Raw genomic sequence first — 18,559 nt, forward strand, 5'->3', positions numbered from 1 at the left:
AGAGTATGAAAAGAGAAATCGCTATGATTGCCTTCGTATTGTTAGGCATGGGTATGACAGCTTCTGCACAATTCGGCAAGAAGATTAATTTGGGAAAAGCGTTACAAGCCGGTAAAGACGTAGTATCAGCCGTTACTTTATCTGATGCGGACATCGCCAACATGAGTAAGGAGTATATGGTATGGATGGATGCTCATAATCCATTGACCAAACCTGATACTGAATATGGCAAACGTCTGGAGAAGTTGACGGGACATATCAAAGAAGTGGATGGACTGAAACTTAACTTTGGTGTATATGAAGTGGTAGACGTAAATGCTTTCGCTTGTGGCGACGGTAGTGTACGTATTTGCGCCGGTCTGATGGATGTGATGACGGATGAAGAAGTGATGGCAGTGGTAGGACATGAGATTGGCCACGTAGTTCACACAGATTCTAAAGATGCCATGAAGAATGCTTATCTCCGTTCAGCCGTGAAGAATGCAGCAGGTGCCAGCAGCGATAAAGTAGCCAAACTGACCGACTCCGAGCTGGGAGCTATGGCTGAAGCTCTGGCAGGCGCACAATATTCACAGAAGCAGGAAAGCGAAGCGGATGATTACGGAGTAGAGTTCTGTGTAAAGAACGGTATCGACCCGTATGCAATGGCTAACTCACTGACTAAGTTGTCCGAACTGTCGAAAGATGCTCCACAAGCTTCTTACCTGCAAAAGATGTTCTCGTCACACCCGGATGCCATGAAACGTATCGAACGTGCGAAAGCAAAAGCAGCAACCTACGCTAAATAATAACGGACATCGTTCCTAAATCAAATAAAGGAGGAGATACTGCGGTTGACAAACCAATGTATCTCCTCCTCTGTTTTTGATAAAAAAGGACACACTATTATTAAAAAATCATTAATCTATAACATAGATTTGCATAGTGCCCTGATTTCTTGTAATTTCGACCCTATAACCATTTTAATCCATTTATGGAATTTCTTATCATACTTCTCTTACTTGTACTGAATGGCATTTTTGCCATGTATGAAATTGCGCTGGTATCATCCAGCAAAGCACGTCTTGAAACACTTGTCGCAAAAGGTAACAAATCAGCCCGTGGAGTTTTAAAACAATTGGAAGAACCGGAAAAGTTCTTATCTACCATTCAGATCGGTATTACGCTGATCGGTATCGTATCCGGTGCGTATGGTGGTGTGGCTATTGCCGACGACCTCGTTCCTTTCTTTTCCCTCATTCCGGGCGCAGAAGCTTATGCACGCAACCTGGCAATGATTACTACCGTAGCAATCATTACCTATCTTTCTCTGATTATCGGAGAGCTAGTACCCAAATCTATCGCTCTTAGTAATCCCGAGCGATACGCCACTTTGTTCAGCCCGGTCATGATTCTCCTGACAAAGGTTTCTTATCCTTTTGTATGGTTGCTGAGTGTCTCTACCCGGCTACTGAATAAACTCATCGGTTTGAAAAGCGAAGAACGCCCCATGACGCAGGAGGAAATCAAAATGATTCTCCATCAAAGTTCGGAACAGGGTGTGATTGACAAAGAGGAAACGGAAATGATACGTGATGTGTTCCGCTTCTCCGACAAACGGGCTAACGAACTGATGACGCATCGCAGAGATCTCATTATCCTTCACCCTGATGATACGCAGGAAAAGGTGATGAAGACAATCGAAGAAGAACATTATAGCAAATATCTGTTGGTGGACGAACGGAAAGATGAGATTATCGGTGTGGTTTCCGTAAAGGATATTATCCTGATGATAGGCAGTAAAAAGCTGTTTAACTTACGCGAAATAGCCCGTCCTCCCCTCTTTATTCCGGAAAGTTTATATGCAAATAAAGTTTTAGAGCTATTTAAGAAGAACAAAAACAAGTTCGGAGTTGTTGTTAACGAGTATGGCAGCACAGAAGGCATTATCACACTGCACGACCTGACCGAAAGTATCTTCGGAGACATCCTTGAAGAGGATGAAACGGAAGAAGAAGAAATCGTCACAAGGCAGGATGGTTCGATGCTGGTGGAAGCTTCAATGAACATCGACGACTTCATGGAGGAAATGGGGATTTTATCCTATGAAGATCTGGAATCGGAAGACTTCACCACTCTGGGGGGATTAGCCATGTTCCTGATTGGCCGTATCCCGAAAGCGGGAGACATCTTCACCTACAAGAATCTGCAATTCGAAGTGGTGGACATGGACCGCGGACGAGTAGACAAACTGCTTGTCATCAAACGGGACGAAGAGCAGGAATAGGATAGCAAAAAACGAGCAATAGCTCACTATATTTATATTAACTTAAAGCACTTAACGATGAAAAAAGTAATTATGTTAGCAGCAGTCGTAGCTGCTTTGGCATCATGCCAATCAAAAGCAAACAAAGCCGCAGAGGCTCAAGCAGACAGTCTAGCTCTTGCTATGACTCCGATTACCGAACTAACTGAAGTTTATGAAGGTACTCTTCCTGCTGCCGACGGTCCGGGTATTGACTATGTACTAACCCTGAACGCTGCAACTGACGGTGTGGATACTGCGTATACACTGGATATGACTTACCTCGATGCTGAAGGTCAAGGACAAAACAAGACTTTCACTTCAAAAGGAAAACAGCAGACTGTACACAAGGTAGTGAACAAAAAACCTGTGACTGCTGTTAAGTTAACTCCGAAGGATGGTGAAGCTCCGATGTATTTCGTGATTGTAAATGACACCACTCTTCGTCTGGTGAACGATAGCTTGCAAGAAGCTGTCAGCGATCTGAATTATGACATCATCAAGGTAAAACAATAAAATAAACCTAACCCTAACCAGTAAAAAAAGCTCTGCACGGAACCTTCGTTCTTGCAGAGCTTTTCGTTTTTTACTCTATCATCTATACTAATCTAATTATTCACTTTATTAGTTCTACCGATACTTTGATATTACCGTATTCATAAGCCCGGTAATACTGTTATCCCAATACTCCGTGTCCTTCTTGCAGACGTTTCAGCCTCAACAAGGCTTCGATATAATAATAATCTGCATAAATAATAGAAGCATCTATCTCTGAATGAGCCGGCCAATGCCCTACGCTATGAAGCAGGAAAGACGGTTTGCTCTTGCCACTCTGATAACTGTCAGAGTTCAGGCTTGCCAGCATTTCGATAGCTGCATCTTTATAACGTTTTCCGGTTCCATTCGGGAGGTAAGTGGATAGTTCAAGCAAAGCAGAGGCCACCACTGCCGCAGCAGAAGCGTCACGCGGAGCATCCGGTATTCCCGGTGCACTGAAATCCCAATAAGGAACCTTGTCTTCCGGCAGACGTTCGAGATAGACATCTGTCACTTTCTGCGCGAAATCAAGATACTTAGGATCTTTCGTTTCACGATAAACTACCGTGTATCCATAGATTGCCCATGCCTGACCACGCGCCCACATGGTACTGTCAGCATAACCTTGGTGGGTTACTCCTTTTATCAGATTACCTGTAATGGTGTCGTATACCGCTACATGGTAAGATGTATAGTCGGGACGGAACTGGCATTTCATCGTTTTATCGGCATGAGAAACGGCAATATCATATAAATAAGGATTTCCACCATTCTTCGCTGCCCAGAAAAGCATTTCGAGGTTAATCATGTTATCCATGATGGTATTGTGCGGCCAGTTGCGGGGTTCCACTTCACGAGGCCATGAAAGGATGGTTCCTACGATAGGATTGAACAGAGTAGCCAACGTATCGGCTGTATCAAGAATCACTTGTTTGTAAGCCGGATTCTTGGTCAGGCGGTAACCATTTCCGTAGCTACAGAACACGAGGAAGCCCAAATCATGGTCGAAAGCCGGAGTCTTGGAAAGGAATTCCAGTGAGTTCGTGAACTTCTCCGCTTCTTTCTGAATCTGTTTATCTTTCGTATATTCGTAATCATACCACAATACTCCGGGCCAGAAACCGGCACACCATTCTTCCTTCGTCGCTTTCCGACAATTCCAATGATGTTCGTCAGTCATGATATTACGTGGCATCATTGTATAGTCGATGCCGGAGTCTGTTTTCAGTTCCGCAAGCGTACGTTGTGTCTGCTCTGCACAATAGTCCAATGCCTTATTCACATCCAATGTACCGGACGGCTGATGAACACACGTACAGAAACCTAACATCACAGCCAAACCTACTACAATCTTTTTCATCTTAATCTGATATCTTCGAGTTAATTCTTAATCTTTATTTCTCTTTGTCAATTATTGATTGGTCAATTACTTATTCATCCGAAACCAATCGACATCTGCCCATCCCCGATTGCCTTCATTCGGAGTCACACAGAATAGTCCGACTTTGGCTCCAATCCATTTGCCCTGACGGGCTGTGAAAGACTCTCCTACTGTCGTATATTTCTTCCCGTCCAGACTATAAGCAAGTGTACAAACGGCTCCTTTACGAACCTTTACTTGCAAGTAAACAGTTTGCCATTCATTATCTGCTACTCCCGGCATCTTCAAATATTTTACCGGAATGTTTGCCAATTCTTTTATCTGTTCAGGATTTTGCTGTTCCGCATCCTTACAAACTGCCTGTTGCAGAATAAACTGATCGCCCGCCTTGCGAATAGAAAGATAACTATAATCCCATCCCATCACAATAATTCCGGTTTGTTCTCCATCCTGCTTGGCAGTAAATGTCAGCTTGGTCGTAGCTGTAAATTCTTCAGCCGGGAACTTTTGCATCAACAGATTAGGAACTTCCCAGAAGTTCACAAACTCTTTCGACAGACTGCCTGTATAAAGACGGATAAATCCCAAATCGGTAGTAAACCCGTAGGTGTCTTTTTTATTGGCATGCCATTGCCATTGTAATCCCAAATGCCGGGTATTGAATTCGTCACTCTCCGGCGGAGTAGCAATCGGATAGGTCTTTCCCACATTCGGTTTCTTATAAGTCGTTACAGGTTCACCGCAACCGTCTTTATCCTTGTCCACTCCGATTACAGGCCAGTCATTTACCCACATCATCGGATTCAGATGGATCACACGTCCGTAAGCGCCTTTATCTTGAAAATGGACGAACCAGGATTCTCCTGTGTTGGTGTCTACCCAGCCGCCCTGATGGGGGCCGTTTATCGTTGTCTTTCCTTGTGCCATCACGATTTTCGATTCGTAAGGGCCATAGATGTTCTTTGAGCGAAGCACCAATTGCCAACCGGTTGCTACCCCTCCTGCCGGAGCAAAAATATAATAGTATCCGTTGCGTTTATAGAGCTTCGGTCCTTCTACGGTATGATTCTTTCCATCATTTCCGTCGAACACCATCACCGGATCGGAAATAACTTCTGTTCCTTCCGCATTCAGTTCGCAAATGACGAGGATACTGTTCACCCCACTACGACTTCCGGCATAAGCATGTATCAAATATACTTTTCCGTCTTCATCCCACAAAGGAGTTGCATCAATCATTCCTTTCCCTGCTTTTACCAATACAGGTTTGCTCCATTTTCCTTTCGGGTCTTTGGTTTTAATCATATAAATTCCATAATCCGGATCCCCCCAGTAAATATAAAATTCTCCGTTATGAAAACGAATAGCCGGTGCCCATACGCCTTTACCATGCTGTGCCTTATCGAAGAAAGGTTCCGGCTCCTGAACCGGTAACGCATAGTTTACTAACGACCAATTAACCAAATCATTGGAATGAAGAATAGGAATTCCGGGAATACAATTAAAGCTGGATGCTGTCATATAGAAATCATCTCCGGCCGCACAGATATCCGGGTCTGAATAGTCAGCATGAAGAACTGGGTTCTGATAAGTTCCATTCCCCTTATCAGCCACCCAGGTCTTAGAAATTTCTTGTGCGCCTGCCAATGAACTGCAAGCCATCATTCCTGCTAAAAACAGAATCTTTTTACGCATATACCTTACTAATCAATTTCATTCAAAACTAGATTCGTTATTCCTAAAAACAGGTTCTTTCTACCTTATATAAAAACCAATCACTTTTAAAACTGAATCCTATCATCTCTGATTTCAAAACAATCTATTTACTGACCTATTTACTTATATATACGAAAGGGATTAGGTAAATACCTAATCCCTTTCCAACTTTTTTCTATTTATCTAAAAACTCATACCCATTTTATTCACGATATAACATTAACGTAGCCCAGCCCAATTGGTCAAAAGCGCCACTATTAGAACCGTAGCGATTAGCAGTCTCTCCTGCCCCACCTTCAGGACGCATTTTATCCGCCAGTATTTGAGCATACTTATAACCACTGCTCAATCCCTTAATCTTTGCATAGTGAGTATAGAAAATTTCCCATCCGGGACGAACTTCCCCACGACCATCGTCAGATACTACCTTATGATCTTGTCCGTGATTTTTATCTTTACATGTACAATTTGTACAGTACTGATACTCTTTAAAAGGTATTTTTGTTATATCAATCAGCCATGTACCATCCGAATTGTCATTTTTCACTCCATCCGTTGCATTGCTAAGTGCTACATATTCACCCATTTTCATAACTGCGTTATTATTAGCCGCGAAGAAATCTAGTCGGGAAATGTCTTTATTATCCTGATAGAATGTATAAGCTATCTGACAAAGATTAGCTGTTACGGCTGCCGACATTTGAGCATGCCCCTGGTCGCGTCCGCTTTCCTGATTCTGACATATCTCTTCACCAGACAGTGGATCAACATGAGTACCCTGGATTAAATTATTAAGAGCTCCATTGCCAACACCATTATAAAAGTAGTTCACAATATAGTTAACCATATCATCATCTTCAGTTAAAATACCAATAGACAAATAGGAGCACATATTAACTAAATCCCAATTCGACCAGTAATGTAAAGCACAATTGTTACTACCTTGATGATTATCCAGAAAATCTTTATTTTTAGAAGCGAATACTTTCACCATCCACGTTTTAAAAGTAGTTTTATCTGCTTCTGTCCAACCATCATAGGTTTGCATTATTTCTGCCGCATTAGCAAAAGTATATCCTTGCGCACCTGCCGCTAATTTATGATTAGCATCATTTGAAGTCACTTCCGTACAGGTTGCAGCCCATTGATTCAAAATGTTAACCACATTCTTTGCATACTGTTCAGTACCGGTAAGTTTCCATAAAAGCGCCATCTGATAAGCAGCTGCAGCATCCTCCATAGCATAGCTGTAGTTTTCACTACTAAATCCCGTTCCAGTTACATCACCACGAACAATCTTTGTCTGTGGTTGCGGAGTATAGGAAGAAGCTGATACATAACTGGAGTTTTTCAGATTTTCAAACTCATCCTTTACTTTTTGAGGTGCAGTCCCATCATTCAGCATTTTCTTTACCCTATCAAAATCTGCCTGATTAAACATCGCACAAGGATGATTGTAAGTATATTCAGCTTCTACCGGAACATATACTCCTTCCGGAAGTGTCAAATCCACTACTCCGAATTCATTCTCACGGCAGGAGGTCTGCACTGCTATCAGCAGTGCGAAACCCATTATCTTAATTGTATTTTTATTCATAAAGAATCTATTTTGAGCCTTAATTTATTATTCTATTATTTTATCACTTCATAAGTCAGCCCTTCTGACTTAATATATGCTTGCACATCCTGTAATGTTTTGAACGTCTGAACCCAGTAAACATTATAACTTACAGCTGTAGACGATACAATATCAGCATATTTGAATTGAAGAGTTGTAAACGATGCAACAGCAGTTGCCGGGAGTAAACCACCTGTACCCCATTTCTGACTGGCCATATCATAAATAAGCACATGACTTCCATCGCTACATTTATAATCATTCAGCCATTTATTGTTATTTCCGTCTAGACCACCGGAATATTTAGTACCATCACACATCCCGGATGCGTCAAGAGTTATATTACGTGCAGTTACTCCCTCATAATCTTTCACATCATCCATGCGAACTGCGAAAATAGGATAATTGCCAGAATGTAACCAAGAGGTTGTACTCTTACAAATCAAATCTCCACGGCATTTACCACCGGTTAATTTTGTATTGATCGTTATATAGCCTCCATCTTTATTCCATGTATGTGATTCCGCATTTGAAGCATTAGCCCATGTATAATTCTCATTACGGAAAAGCTCCCGTATTAATCCTTCTGCCAAATTCAACTCTATAGACGAAGAATTACCTGTTTCCGGACAGGTGGCAGTTATAGTAACCTTGCCAAACACCCCATTCGCATTGAAAGTAACAACACCTGCCTTCACCGTAGCAATAGTTTCATCACTTGATGTCCACTCTATCAATGACTTGGTACAATTTTCCGGCACTGTTGTAAAGTTCAAAGCAACGCTCTTTTCTGCAATAGCAAATTCATAGCCATTAGTCGATGAGTAATTTTGGTCAATAGCTACCTCCTCCGGTTGTACAATTGAGTTCACGATAATTTCTTTAGTTGCGATCACATTTGCGCCATCTAAAGAAGTTGCAGTAATAGTAACGGGCACAGCCGCACCTTTACCGCTGTCCAAACCTGTAACAACTCCATTCTTATCTACTGTAGCAACAGTTTCGTCAGAACTTGACCACTTCACAGTTTTATAAGTCGCGTCAGATGGTAAAATCCCAGCTGTCAACTGTACAGTTTCTCCTGCATATACATTATCTGCACTTGAAGTAATCGTAATACTCTCCGCACTAATCAGTGAATTCACAACCAACACTTTCAAAGCACTAGCCACATCGCTACCCGAATAATAAACACTGGGGGCAACTTGAATCACCGCTACACCTGTACCGTCACCACTAATAGCATTTACTGTTCCATTAGCATCTACTGTAGCTACGTTTGCATTACTGGAAGTCCAATTTACCTCTTTATAAGTAACATCATCAGGAGTTATATTATAGCCCAACTCTATTTTCTCTCCTTTTACTAAGGGCAAGACTTTCACTTTCGTGTCATCCACATAAATAAGTTGTTGTAAATCTTCTGAAATAATCATTTCTACCGATTTAGGATAAATCGCTTTAGATAGTGGGGATACCTCATCATTATCATCACATGACAGAAATGTGGAAACGACCGCTGTCATAAACAGACAACCTAACCCATATTTTAATATCTGTTTCATACGTTTTTTCTTTTATTCATTATTACAATAATACATCTTAGTTTTTCCATCCCGGATTCTGTTCCAATTGTGGATTCAACTGCAACTGGTCAGAAGGTAGCGGATAAAGATAAAGTTTATCATTCCAGGTACGATCACTATAGAGTATAAGGCAGCCGTCACTACTAAGCGAACGTTTATGATCAGTCCAGTTGGTTTCAAACCAAGTCCCTGTAACTTGCACTCCAAGCTGATCTTGCGGCATCTCAACTGGTGCAGTAGCCCAACGTTTCAGATCATCAATGCGAAAACCTTCCAGTACAAGTTCAACAGTACGCTCCCTACGGATTTCTTCACGCATTGAAAGATTGTTTGCCGAAACCAATTTGCTACTCAATTTTGGCATATCCGGATTGACACGAAGACGAACCAGATTTAAAGAATAATCTAATTCCGGATCCGTTATAGTACCATTTAGTTCATAAACAGCTTCGGCATAATTCAGCAACACTTCTGCATAACGAATAACTGGAAAGTCATAAGATTCGTAATAATCTTCCAACTGACGTTCTGTGCCCCACTTACGATTTTGATAGCCACTACCAGAACGTACATTAGCGGTCAGGCTACTTGTCAAATCTGCATCTGTCCAGGTTGTACGCCATTTTCCATCGTTATTCCAATACTGTTGTCCATGATACAGCATATTATTTCCCATACGGTTATCTCTATTTTGGAATTCATCAGTTACTCCGGCATATTGTTGAAACTTGGATGATTTCCCTATAGGCAACCCGTCAGAACAAAGGTACATATTCGCCAACTTACGAGTCACATAACAAGCATTTGCCACCATACCGTGAGTCAGATTCCATGCTGTTTTATCTCCATTACGATGACGTTTCACAAAGATATATTCTGTATTATCACTCTTTGAAAGGTTGGCCGGATTGCATTGTGCTCCATCTTCTAACGTAAACATATAACGATAACTCTCATTCGCTAATTTTTCATTATAGAAGATTTTATATTTACCACCTTTAATAACCTCATTAGCTGCATCCCTGGCAATAGTCAACAGTTCCGTGCTGCGAGTAGTATTTGAAGTAGCATCTTTTCCATTTGTATGAAATTTTTGCCAGGTACCTTCATATAATGCTACCCGTGACAACATGGCATAAGCGATATATTTATTCAATCGTCCGGCTTCGGAAGACGTTTCGGGTAAACTGCCGGCTGCCTCCTTCAAATCTTTAATTACCTGATCTATCACTTCACCGCGATCATTACGCTTCCCATACAATATTTCAGAGTCCAAGTCTAAAGGTTGTGTAAGAACGATGGCGTCTCCATAAAGCTGCACCAACTCAAAATGACTATATGCACGGAAGAATTTTGCTTCAGCAACAGGCACTGCAATATCTGCAGGTACAGCAAAACTTTCAGCATTCTTCAACAACAGGTTAGTATAATAGATACGTTTATATAGTCTAGTGTAATTAGCATCTGTAGCAGGAATAGCATTTGTACCCTGGCTATACACATTCATAGATGAACCCGCCACTAAATCTGAACGAAAATCACTATGAGGCTCGTCTGATACAGCACGGTTGAAGTCATGAGGCCAACTATAAAATTGATTGGCAAATAACTGGAAATTGGTAGCATTGTTCCACACCAGATTATCACCCAAATCCGACAATGGTTCTAAATTCATGCAGGAAGTTGTTACCGCCATGAAGGAAAAAAGACATGCAGCTTTTATATATTGCTTTAGTTTCATATTATCAATTATTTAAAAGGTTAAATTAGCTCCAATGGTAAAGTTACGAGTAAACGGATAACGTTTCACTCCCTTAGCAGCTTGAGTAGTATTATTGGTATCTCGAGCCGATGCTTCCGGATCCCATCCATCTTTAATTTTGGTGGTCTCCCATAAATCTGCTCCTGTCACATATATACGGGCACCTGAAATCGCTTTTGTTTTATTCAAAAGCTTGGCAGGAAACGTATAACCGATTGTCACATTCTTCAAACGAAGGTAACGGCCATCTTGCGCTGTCAAAGAAGATGCCTGATAATTATAATTATTGATATTACTTTCATTAGTATATGGAGCGTAGTAAGCATCCCGGTTATTTTGACTCCATGTGTTACCAAGAGAAGCAGTGCTTGTATTGGTATAATTACTACGGAATGGAACAGTCCAGTTATCAATCGGACGATAAACAAATCGATTGGCAGCTCCTTGAAAAACGACATTTATATCAAATCCTTTATAATCTGCGCCAAAGTTGAAAGAATAAGATATTTCAGGAGTATCACTACCCAAATAGATATAATCTTTTTCATCCAACACACCATCTCCATTCTCATCGCAATACATATTGTCACCTACACGCAAGTTAGATGGCATACCAATACCATTATTATTATAATACTTAGTCTTGTAAGCAGCCAGCTGTTCCTCGTTTTGAATTTTACCTCCGTAACGCAGACCGAAAATTGAATTTAGTGGATAGCCTTGCTGTGTTTGTACATATCCTGATTTCAACACAGTTGTACCACCATAGTCGACTAATTCATTACGGGCAAAAGTAAAAGTACCACCTACATGATAATTTACGTCTCCAATCCGGTTACGATAATTAAGCTGACCTTCATATCCCCAACCTTCAAACTTTCCGGCATTAGCTTTCGGAGCAGAATCACCTAACGTCCCCGGAAAAGTAACATTCACTAACATATTATTATTATGCTTCATAAACGCTTCAACAGAACCGGTTAGAGTTCCATTTAAAAAGCCAAAGTCAACACCTATATTATAATTCTTAATACGTTCCCAACTACGTGTAGTGGAGGCCAGAGTTCCATTTGTTTTAATATAAGAAAGCTTATTGGAACCAATATATGCACCATCATCTCCAGCCGCAACCAGATTATAGAGCTGTACCCCATCATAATTTCCAATACCACTCTGATTACCCACTTCGGCATAGGAAAGACGTAATTTCAAATCACTTAACCAATCGACTTTCTGCAAGAAAGATTCTTCTTTTATACGCCATCCAAGTGAAACACCATAAAAGAAATCCCAACGGTTTTCAGGTAAGAATTTAGAAGAACCGTCATAACGTCCATTCAATTCCAACAAATAACGTCCATCATAATCATAGTTGAAACGTCCGAAATAAGAGAGGTTTGCATTCTGATACTTCTTCTCATCACCAGTCAGAGTCACATCCCCCGAACCGTTTACTATTTCCATACCGTTCTGAATATCTTTAACCATTACACCGAAATAAGTGTATTCTTTAAATTCATACTGCGCGCCCAACGTCAAATTCAGCTTATGTTTTTGAGCAAATGTCTTATTAGCCGCCAAATATCCGGAGACAGAGTAAAAATCCATTCGTGAACTTGTCTGTGTATAAGTTGAGTTTGCCTGGCTTGGGTCTGTCCGTACTTCTACATCACCCATATAATTATAAAAAGTAACAGCGTTTGTTGTTTTATTACGAGCTGCCGTACTTGTACTATATCCTACATTGGCATTAGCTGACAGCCAATCAAAAATCTGATAATTCAAAGTTTCGCTTAATGAAATAGCAGAAACAGAGAGTTTATTGTCGCCTCCATCACGTACAACAGCTGCAGGAGATCCCCATGTTCCCCAAGCATATGGTTTTCCATTCAATGATTCAAAAGGAAGACCGGGCATAGGTAAAGTGGCAGACAAAGCTGATTCAATCTGCGTTGGCGCAACTTGTTCCTGACGATTATACGAAATAGAAGAATCTAATTTCAGGTTCTTAGTAAACTTATACGTATTGTTCATACGAAAGTTATAACGCTGGTTGTTGTTATTACCAAATTGTAAGGTAGAACCATCATAAAGATAACTCATGGAAATACGATAAGATGATTTCTCCGAACCACCGGAAACACTTAAACTATGTTCTGTACTCCATGTATCGCCAAAAAGCGTATCCAGCCAATTTACATCATCCGTAAATACAAAATCAGCGACATCAGTAAAATTGGTCGAACCGAATGGATTAGGACTGTAACGCATATCAAGATAAGAACCTTTATATTTCTTCGCTAATTCGGCATAAGTATACCATACGTCAGATGTCTTTTTATCATTAGTCAATGCTGTCATTACACCATCTGCCCATTGGTCGATATTCATAGCAGAGGCCATCAAACCAACAGTCTTCAAAGTAGCACTACCACTATACTCTACCTTTACTTTACCTTCAGCACCTTTCTTTGTAGTAATTAAAACAACACCACCGGCAGCGCGTGAACCATAGATTGCAGCCGCACCGTCTTTCAAAAAGTTCATTGATTCAATATCATTGGGATTCAACAGCCGAAGTTCGTTCACACTCTCATACGCCACACCATCAATGATAATTAATGGTTCTGTACTATTCACAGACACTGAACCGCGCAAACTCAATCCCCAACTCTCATCTCCCGGAGCAGAGGAACTACGAGTAATCATGACACCTGGCACCTGCCCCTGTAAAGCTTCCAATGGACTAGACAGTCCTCCTTTTTCCTGAAGCATTTTAGCTCCTACAACCGTAACAGCACCTGTTAATGAAGATTTTTTTTGGGTACCATAGCCTACAACCACCACTTCATCCAACACTTCAGAATCTTCCTGCAATGTAATTTTCACAGGTGCGCTACCATTCACATTAATTTCTCTTGTTTTATATCCAATATAAGAAACAACCAAAGTCCCCGGATTGACATTGCTAAGTGTAAAGTTTCCATCTATATCCGTGATTGTACCATTAGTAGTTCCTTTCATCAGCACACTAGCACCAATTATTGGTTCATTATTTGCATCCAACACAGTTCCCTTCACAGTCACAGTCTGCATCACAGATTGTGACCTGTCAACTTCTGCATAAGTCTTCTGGGGTATTCCTGTCAATAAGGCAGAAGCAACCACCATTGAAAATAAAAATCTTTTCGGTGAACATTTTAAGATATCATTCATAAAATTAAATTTGAGGTTTAAAAATAGTATTAAATTTTTGTTCTCTAAAATAAGGTGAGGCATACAAGTACCTCTTTGTAAATTCTGACTCCTTTTCCATAAGCACAAAGGGTTATTTATTAATGAATAAGATTATATACAATTCCGGAAAAACTCGCGCATTTCACGACGTCCCAGAAACAAATGGTTTTCCACCGTCCTGCAACTTAAATTCAGTTCATTTGCGATTTCCGGAGACGTTTTATTTTCGAAGCGGTTCAATGTATAAATTAACCGACGTTGTTCGGGCATAGCTGCCAAGCGGGTCCGTTCCATTGTCATTAAATCATCACCGATAATTTTTTCTTCGGTTTCATTGGTAGAAGCGGACATAGTATCATAGATGTAGCTGTCTATCTCCTGTTTCTTATAATAACGACGGATATAGTCGATTACAATATTGCGGGCAATGGTGAACAAGAAATATTTCACTGTGTCCGGACGGAGCATTTGCTTGTAGTCCAGCAGACGTACAAATACATCCTGGGTTAAATCCTCCGCTTCGTAGCGATGAGTGATACGATAAGTAATATAGGTAAGAATCACCTGATAATATTCTTCATAAGAACGGGTGATAATGTTGTCGGAAGTGTTAGCTATTGTCTCCATAATACTATCTTTTTCGGTTTTGATCACGATGCAAATATAGAGGTGATTTGGGATATAACAGCCAGAAAATAAAGCAGATCAATCTCAATGAATCTAGGTAGACTTATTTAAACATACAATTCTAATTATCAATATATTACGTTTACAAAAAAGAGAGTATCACTTTATAAAATGAGACTCAAATCACTCAAATCAACGTATCTTTGCTCCACTTACGCTCGTTTGCTCCCATCCTCTTCCCCTCTTCAATTTTATTATTTGATCGTTTCATTGTCACATCAAAGCTATTAATGAAGTACGAACATTAATAGATAAATTCCGTTTCATTAAAGATAAACTTGCTTTGCACTTATTGCAAAGTTATGTTTGATTAAGGGTAAACTATAAATGAAAGCTTCAATTATATAATTGCAAGCTTTGTTTTTATAAACGCAAGTTTCATTTATAAAAACAAAGCTTGCGTTTATAGATTACTCCCTATAAAAAACAACTTTGCAATAGGACCAAAAGAAGTTTATATAGGGAGAAGAAGAACTTATCTATTAATAGATTACGAGAAAAAGACTAGTAAAAGGAAAATCCACTTGGTGAAGGGAGGTCCTTCACCCTATAACCCCGATGAATAGGGCGGTGTGAAGGGTGAAAGGGATATGAGTATAAAATAGATTTCAGTGATAATAAGTCGAAAAGTTACTCTTCTTTGGCTGTTCCACCTATACTACGAATATATTCATTCGGAGTGACTCCCGTACTCTTTTTGAATGAACGGAAAAAAGAAGCGCGAGAACTGAAGCCGCAAAGTTCTGCCAGTGCTGTTAATGTATAGCGGGAATATTGACTATCTACCACCATTTTCTTGAATTGAGTGACGCGGTATTCGTTTATAAAATCATAATAAGACTGATTGAGATATTGATTCAAAAGATACGATAATGAATGCGAAGAAGTATCCAAAGCAGAAGCCAGATCGCCCATTTTCAAATCAGGATTAATATATGGCTTTTCTTTCTCCACATAAGCAACCAGTTTCTTATGGAGTTCTTTACATTCTTCTTCAGTCAGCCTGTTGGTTTTATACTTTTCTTCGGTTGCAGCGATAGAAGACTCTTCAGAAATCACTTCCGCCTGTTCTATCATTCGGTCTTTCTGCTGTGTATTCTCTACGGATACGGAGATTGCCGATGCAGGAGAAGTAAGCAGGCGGCGCATACGATTCCACACATAATATCGTATAAAAGCAATAATGCCTATAACTAATAAAACAGAAAGTGCCCATCCCCACCAAGGTATCATAGGACGCACCGTCACTTGATAAACAGCCTCCGACTGTTCATTTCCCGGAAGGCGCACACGGAACGTATAAGTTCCGGAAGATAATCCATAATAGGAAACCTCATTCTGCGCAGCCAATAGTTTCCAGTCTTTATCCACTCCTTCCAACTGATATTCGTATAATAGAGCAGAAGGCAGACCATAAGCAAAATCCGTAAAGCAGAAAGTCAGATTATTCTGATTATATTTTAAAGACGGGTTGGTAAAAGAAATGCCATTAGCCAATATATCCGTAAACACAATCGGACGGACTTTACCACGCACTTCATCCACGCGCTTCGGATCGACATAAATCAAACCTTTGGTGTTGCCGAACCATAATATTCCTTTTTCATCTTTATAAGCAGCCCCATTCGTAAAGGTGGGTCCCGGTACTCCATCATTGAAAGTGAAGGCATCGTACTCTTCTCCTTCTTCCTTTATGCGTAACAATCCATCATTGCAAGCCACCCACAACCAACCTTGGTTATCTTCCACGATCGACATCAGCGAATTGTCAGGAAGCGTAGAAAAGACGGAACGGTTCCGAAAACGATCCATCGTTAAAGTAGAGGTAAACAGACTTCCCTTTTCACGAATAAAATAAAGGTTGTGTCCTGTATCTTCATAAATGGTACGCACCTTATCCCTATGCACAAATCCTTCAGGGAACACATTCGATCGTAAACTTTGAGAAGCAGGATCATATATACACATACCGGTTTCCGTGGCAATCCATCCTTTGCCGGTAGAGTCAAAACTAACTTCATAAACGTTACCTTCCGGCAATTGGGAATTGGCGCTGGTAAAGTGTTTGATCTGCTTTGCCTGTCTATTATAACAGAACAATCCCTGTGAAGTGCCTATCCAGAGATTTTCTTTTTCATCCGGTCGCACACAAAAGATATGTCCTTTCTGAAACAGCTCTGCATCTCCATCTCCTCCCTGGGCAAAATATTTTAGAGATAACGTCTCCGGATTCAACACCATCATACCTCCGCCATACGTACCGATATAATATTCGCCTTCATAAAAGCAAATTGTCAATATCAAATCTGAAGTCAAAACAGGTTTCACAAAACTCTTTACGACTCCGGTAGTTTCATTTATATAATACAAACCATCACGTGAACCGATGACCTTTTCGTGTCCTCTGTTGACATAAGAACGAATGGAAAGATTGGCAGAGTTAAACAGAGGAGGATAAGCATAAGTTTGGAAAAGACCATTCTGATAAAGTGAGTAATCTAAACCTGCCTGAAAGTGCCCCACCCAAACAGCACCTCTGTCATCCACCAATAGTGAATAAATGGAATTACTGCGAATACCTTCTTTATCACTTACATCGTGACAAAAACGACGTGTCACTTGTTGGGCTTTATGCGAAAGGAAATGAACGCCATTGCCATCTGTTGCTATATATACAGTCTCCTTTCCATCACTGGATATGTCGGAAATGACATCACAGCCTAAAGATACTGTATGCGAAAAGCTCTTTTTGTTTATATCGAAACGAACGACTCCCTGGCTCATTGTACCTAGATAAAGGGTTTCTCCAATACGAGTCAGGCAGCGGAAGTAATCGGCCTCGGGAACATTCTCCTGGAAATGCCAGGAATCAATCTTACCATCTTTCAATGAATAAGAGAATAAACCTTGCACTGTAGCCAGCCATAACGCACTTTTATCTTCATTCAGACAGAGATCCATAATTCGATTACAGGCAGCCAGCATATTCCGGTCGGTCAATACTTGGAGCAATTGCCCGTCCTTTTGGATGAACAGCCCTTTCTCCGTACCGATATAGAGAATATCTCCATCCGGAAGTAAGGTATTTACAGCAAAATCTATCTTTTCGGGAACAATTCTCTCCAACTGGCCGTTCGCACGATTCAGACGCCAAAGTCCGATACCGTTTCCTACCCAAAGCTGATTGTCGGCTGTTTCCGTGATGCAGTTCACCCGTTTCTTTCTTCCGGAATCCACGCCTCGAAATTCATAATGTCGAACTTTCACACCATCAAAACGATCGAGGCAATTATCTGTTCCTAGCCATACAAAACCTTCCGAGTCTTTATAAATGGCATTCACCAATAACCCGGACAGTCCATCGGACATGACTACATTACGAAATGTATAATTCTGGGCTTGCAGATTTACACCACAAACCAAGTATATGATTAAAAGAATCAGATATTTAATCGTGTTCTTCACTTACAACCGTTTCCTTTCATATTAAACATGTGACAAACATACATAAAAATCTCCAAAAGAGCACATTCCTTCTTATAAAAAAAGTCTCCCCTTCGTATCTGTTATATGTGATAAACAAATACGAAGGGGAGAAATTATTTACTCAATGCTATTGAAGATTTATTGATATTTCACTTTCACATGAGCGTTTTTGTAAACAACAGGGAAGTTATTACCATTCACAATAACAGTTGTCGGTTTCTTCTCACTTCTGAACGTTGCATGGAAAAAAACAATGCAGGCCTTG

At 40.5% G+C, this 18,559-nt stretch carries 11 protein-coding genes; 3 read left to right on the top strand and 8 right to left on the bottom strand.

Annotation, left to right across the window (positions count from 1 at the left end; translation table 11 throughout):
• Positions 1-5: 5 nt before the first annotated feature.
• From HMPREF9010_RS14995 to HMPREF9010_RS14985, 3 genes are all read left to right on the top strand, one after another.
• Complete coding sequence (locus HMPREF9010_RS14995) at positions 6-788, top strand: M48 family metallopeptidase (RefSeq protein WP_008648412.1); 783 nt, start codon at positions 6-8, stop codon at positions 786-788.
• A 185-nt stretch (positions 789-973) separates the two neighbouring features.
• A complete protein-coding gene (locus tag HMPREF9010_RS14990) occupies positions 974-2,266 on the top strand; it encodes a hemolysin family protein (RefSeq protein ID WP_004305907.1) in 1,293 nt (430 codons plus the stop codon).
• Between the two features lie 57 nt (positions 2,267-2,323).
• The gene (locus HMPREF9010_RS14985; protein ID WP_004296964.1) at positions 2,324-2,800 is read left to right on the top strand and encodes a copper resistance protein NlpE N-terminal domain-containing protein; all 477 of its coding nucleotides are present in this window, start codon (positions 2,324-2,326) and stop codon (positions 2,798-2,800) included.
• Between the two features lie 160 nt (positions 2,801-2,960).
• On the opposite strand, the gene HMPREF9010_RS14980 is transcribed toward HMPREF9010_RS14985, so the two are convergent.
• From HMPREF9010_RS14980 to HMPREF9010_RS14945, 8 genes are all read right to left on the bottom strand, one after another.
• Positions 2,961-4,181: a glycoside hydrolase family 88 protein gene (locus tag HMPREF9010_RS14980; protein WP_008648414.1), complete on the bottom strand. Its 1,221-nt coding sequence runs from the start codon at positions 4,179-4,181 to the stop codon at positions 2,961-2,963.
• A gap of 66 nt (positions 4,182-4,247) precedes the next feature.
• Positions 4,248-5,897 carry a glycoside hydrolase 43 family protein gene (locus HMPREF9010_RS14975; protein WP_008648417.1) on the bottom strand — a complete coding sequence of 550 codons (1,650 nt, stop codon included), beginning with the start codon at positions 5,895-5,897 and terminating at the stop codon, positions 4,248-4,250.
• A gap of 223 nt (positions 5,898-6,120) precedes the next feature.
• Positions 6,121-7,515, bottom strand: a complete 1,395-nt coding sequence (locus HMPREF9010_RS14970) for an alginate lyase family protein (protein WP_008648418.1) — start codon at positions 7,513-7,515, stop codon at positions 6,121-6,123.
• Positions 7,516-7,550: 35 nt separating this feature from the next.
• A complete protein-coding gene (locus HMPREF9010_RS14965) occupies positions 7,551-9,101 on the bottom strand; it encodes an Ig-like domain-containing protein (RefSeq protein ID WP_009040933.1) in 1,551 nt (516 codons plus the stop codon).
• 37 nt (positions 9,102-9,138) lie between these two features.
• Positions 9,139-10,863, bottom strand: a complete 1,725-nt coding sequence (locus HMPREF9010_RS14960) for a RagB/SusD family nutrient uptake outer membrane protein (RefSeq protein ID WP_008648422.1) — start codon at positions 10,861-10,863, stop codon at positions 9,139-9,141.
• Positions 10,864-10,875: 12 nt separating this feature from the next.
• A complete protein-coding gene (locus HMPREF9010_RS14955; RefSeq protein WP_032852532.1) occupies positions 10,876-14,163 on the bottom strand; it encodes a SusC/RagA family TonB-linked outer membrane protein in 3,288 nt (1,095 codons plus the stop codon).
• Positions 14,164-14,232: 69 nt separating this feature from the next.
• Positions 14,233-14,748 (bottom strand): RNA polymerase sigma-70 factor, encoded by a 516-nt coding sequence (locus HMPREF9010_RS14950; protein WP_032852533.1) that lies wholly within the window; start codon positions 14,746-14,748, stop codon positions 14,233-14,235.
• Between the two features lie 690 nt (positions 14,749-15,438).
• Positions 15,439-18,273: a two-component regulator propeller domain-containing protein gene (locus HMPREF9010_RS14945; RefSeq protein WP_008648426.1), complete on the bottom strand. Its 2,835-nt coding sequence runs from the start codon at positions 18,271-18,273 to the stop codon at positions 15,439-15,441.
• Positions 18,274-18,559: the final 286 nt, after the last annotated feature.

The organism is Bacteroides sp. 3_1_23 (genome assembly GCF_000162555.1).
Classification (GTDB): Bacteria; Bacteroidota; Bacteroidia; order Bacteroidales; family Bacteroidaceae; genus Bacteroides; species Bacteroides ovatus.

What these genes read in the sequence shown, in the direction of transcription:
- HMPREF9010_RS14985 (WP_004296964.1), top strand. Translation starts at nt 2,324, where the DNA reads ATGAAAAAAGTAATTATGTTAGCAGCAGTCGTAGCTGCTTTGGCATCA.
- HMPREF9010_RS14975 (WP_008648417.1), bottom strand. Translation starts at nt 5,897, where the DNA reads ATGCGTAAAAAGATTCTGTTTTTAGCAGGAATGATGGCTTGCAGTTCA.
- HMPREF9010_RS14970 (WP_008648418.1), bottom strand. Translation starts at nt 7,515, where the DNA reads ATGAATAAAAATACAATTAAGATAATGGGTTTCGCACTGCTGATAGCA.
- HMPREF9010_RS14995 (WP_008648412.1), top strand. Translation starts at nt 6, where the DNA reads ATGAAAAGAGAAATCGCTATGATTGCCTTCGTATTGTTAGGCATGGGT.
- HMPREF9010_RS14950 (WP_032852533.1), bottom strand. Translation starts at nt 14,748, where the DNA reads ATGGAGACAATAGCTAACACTTCCGACAACATTATCACCCGTTCTTAT.
- HMPREF9010_RS14990 (WP_004305907.1), top strand. Translation starts at nt 974, where the DNA reads ATGGAATTTCTTATCATACTTCTCTTACTTGTACTGAATGGCATTTTT.
- HMPREF9010_RS14980 (WP_008648414.1), bottom strand. Translation starts at nt 4,181, where the DNA reads ATGAAAAAGATTGTAGTAGGTTTGGCTGTGATGTTAGGTTTCTGTACG.
- HMPREF9010_RS14960 (WP_008648422.1), bottom strand. Translation starts at nt 10,863, where the DNA reads ATGAAACTAAAGCAATATATAAAAGCTGCATGTCTTTTTTCCTTCATG.
- HMPREF9010_RS14965 (WP_009040933.1), bottom strand. Translation starts at nt 9,101, where the DNA reads ATGAAACAGATATTAAAATATGGGTTAGGTTGTCTGTTTATGACAGCG.
- HMPREF9010_RS14955 (WP_032852532.1), bottom strand. Translation starts at nt 14,163, where the DNA reads ATGCCTCACCTTATTTTAGAGAACAAAAATTTAATACTATTTTTAAAC.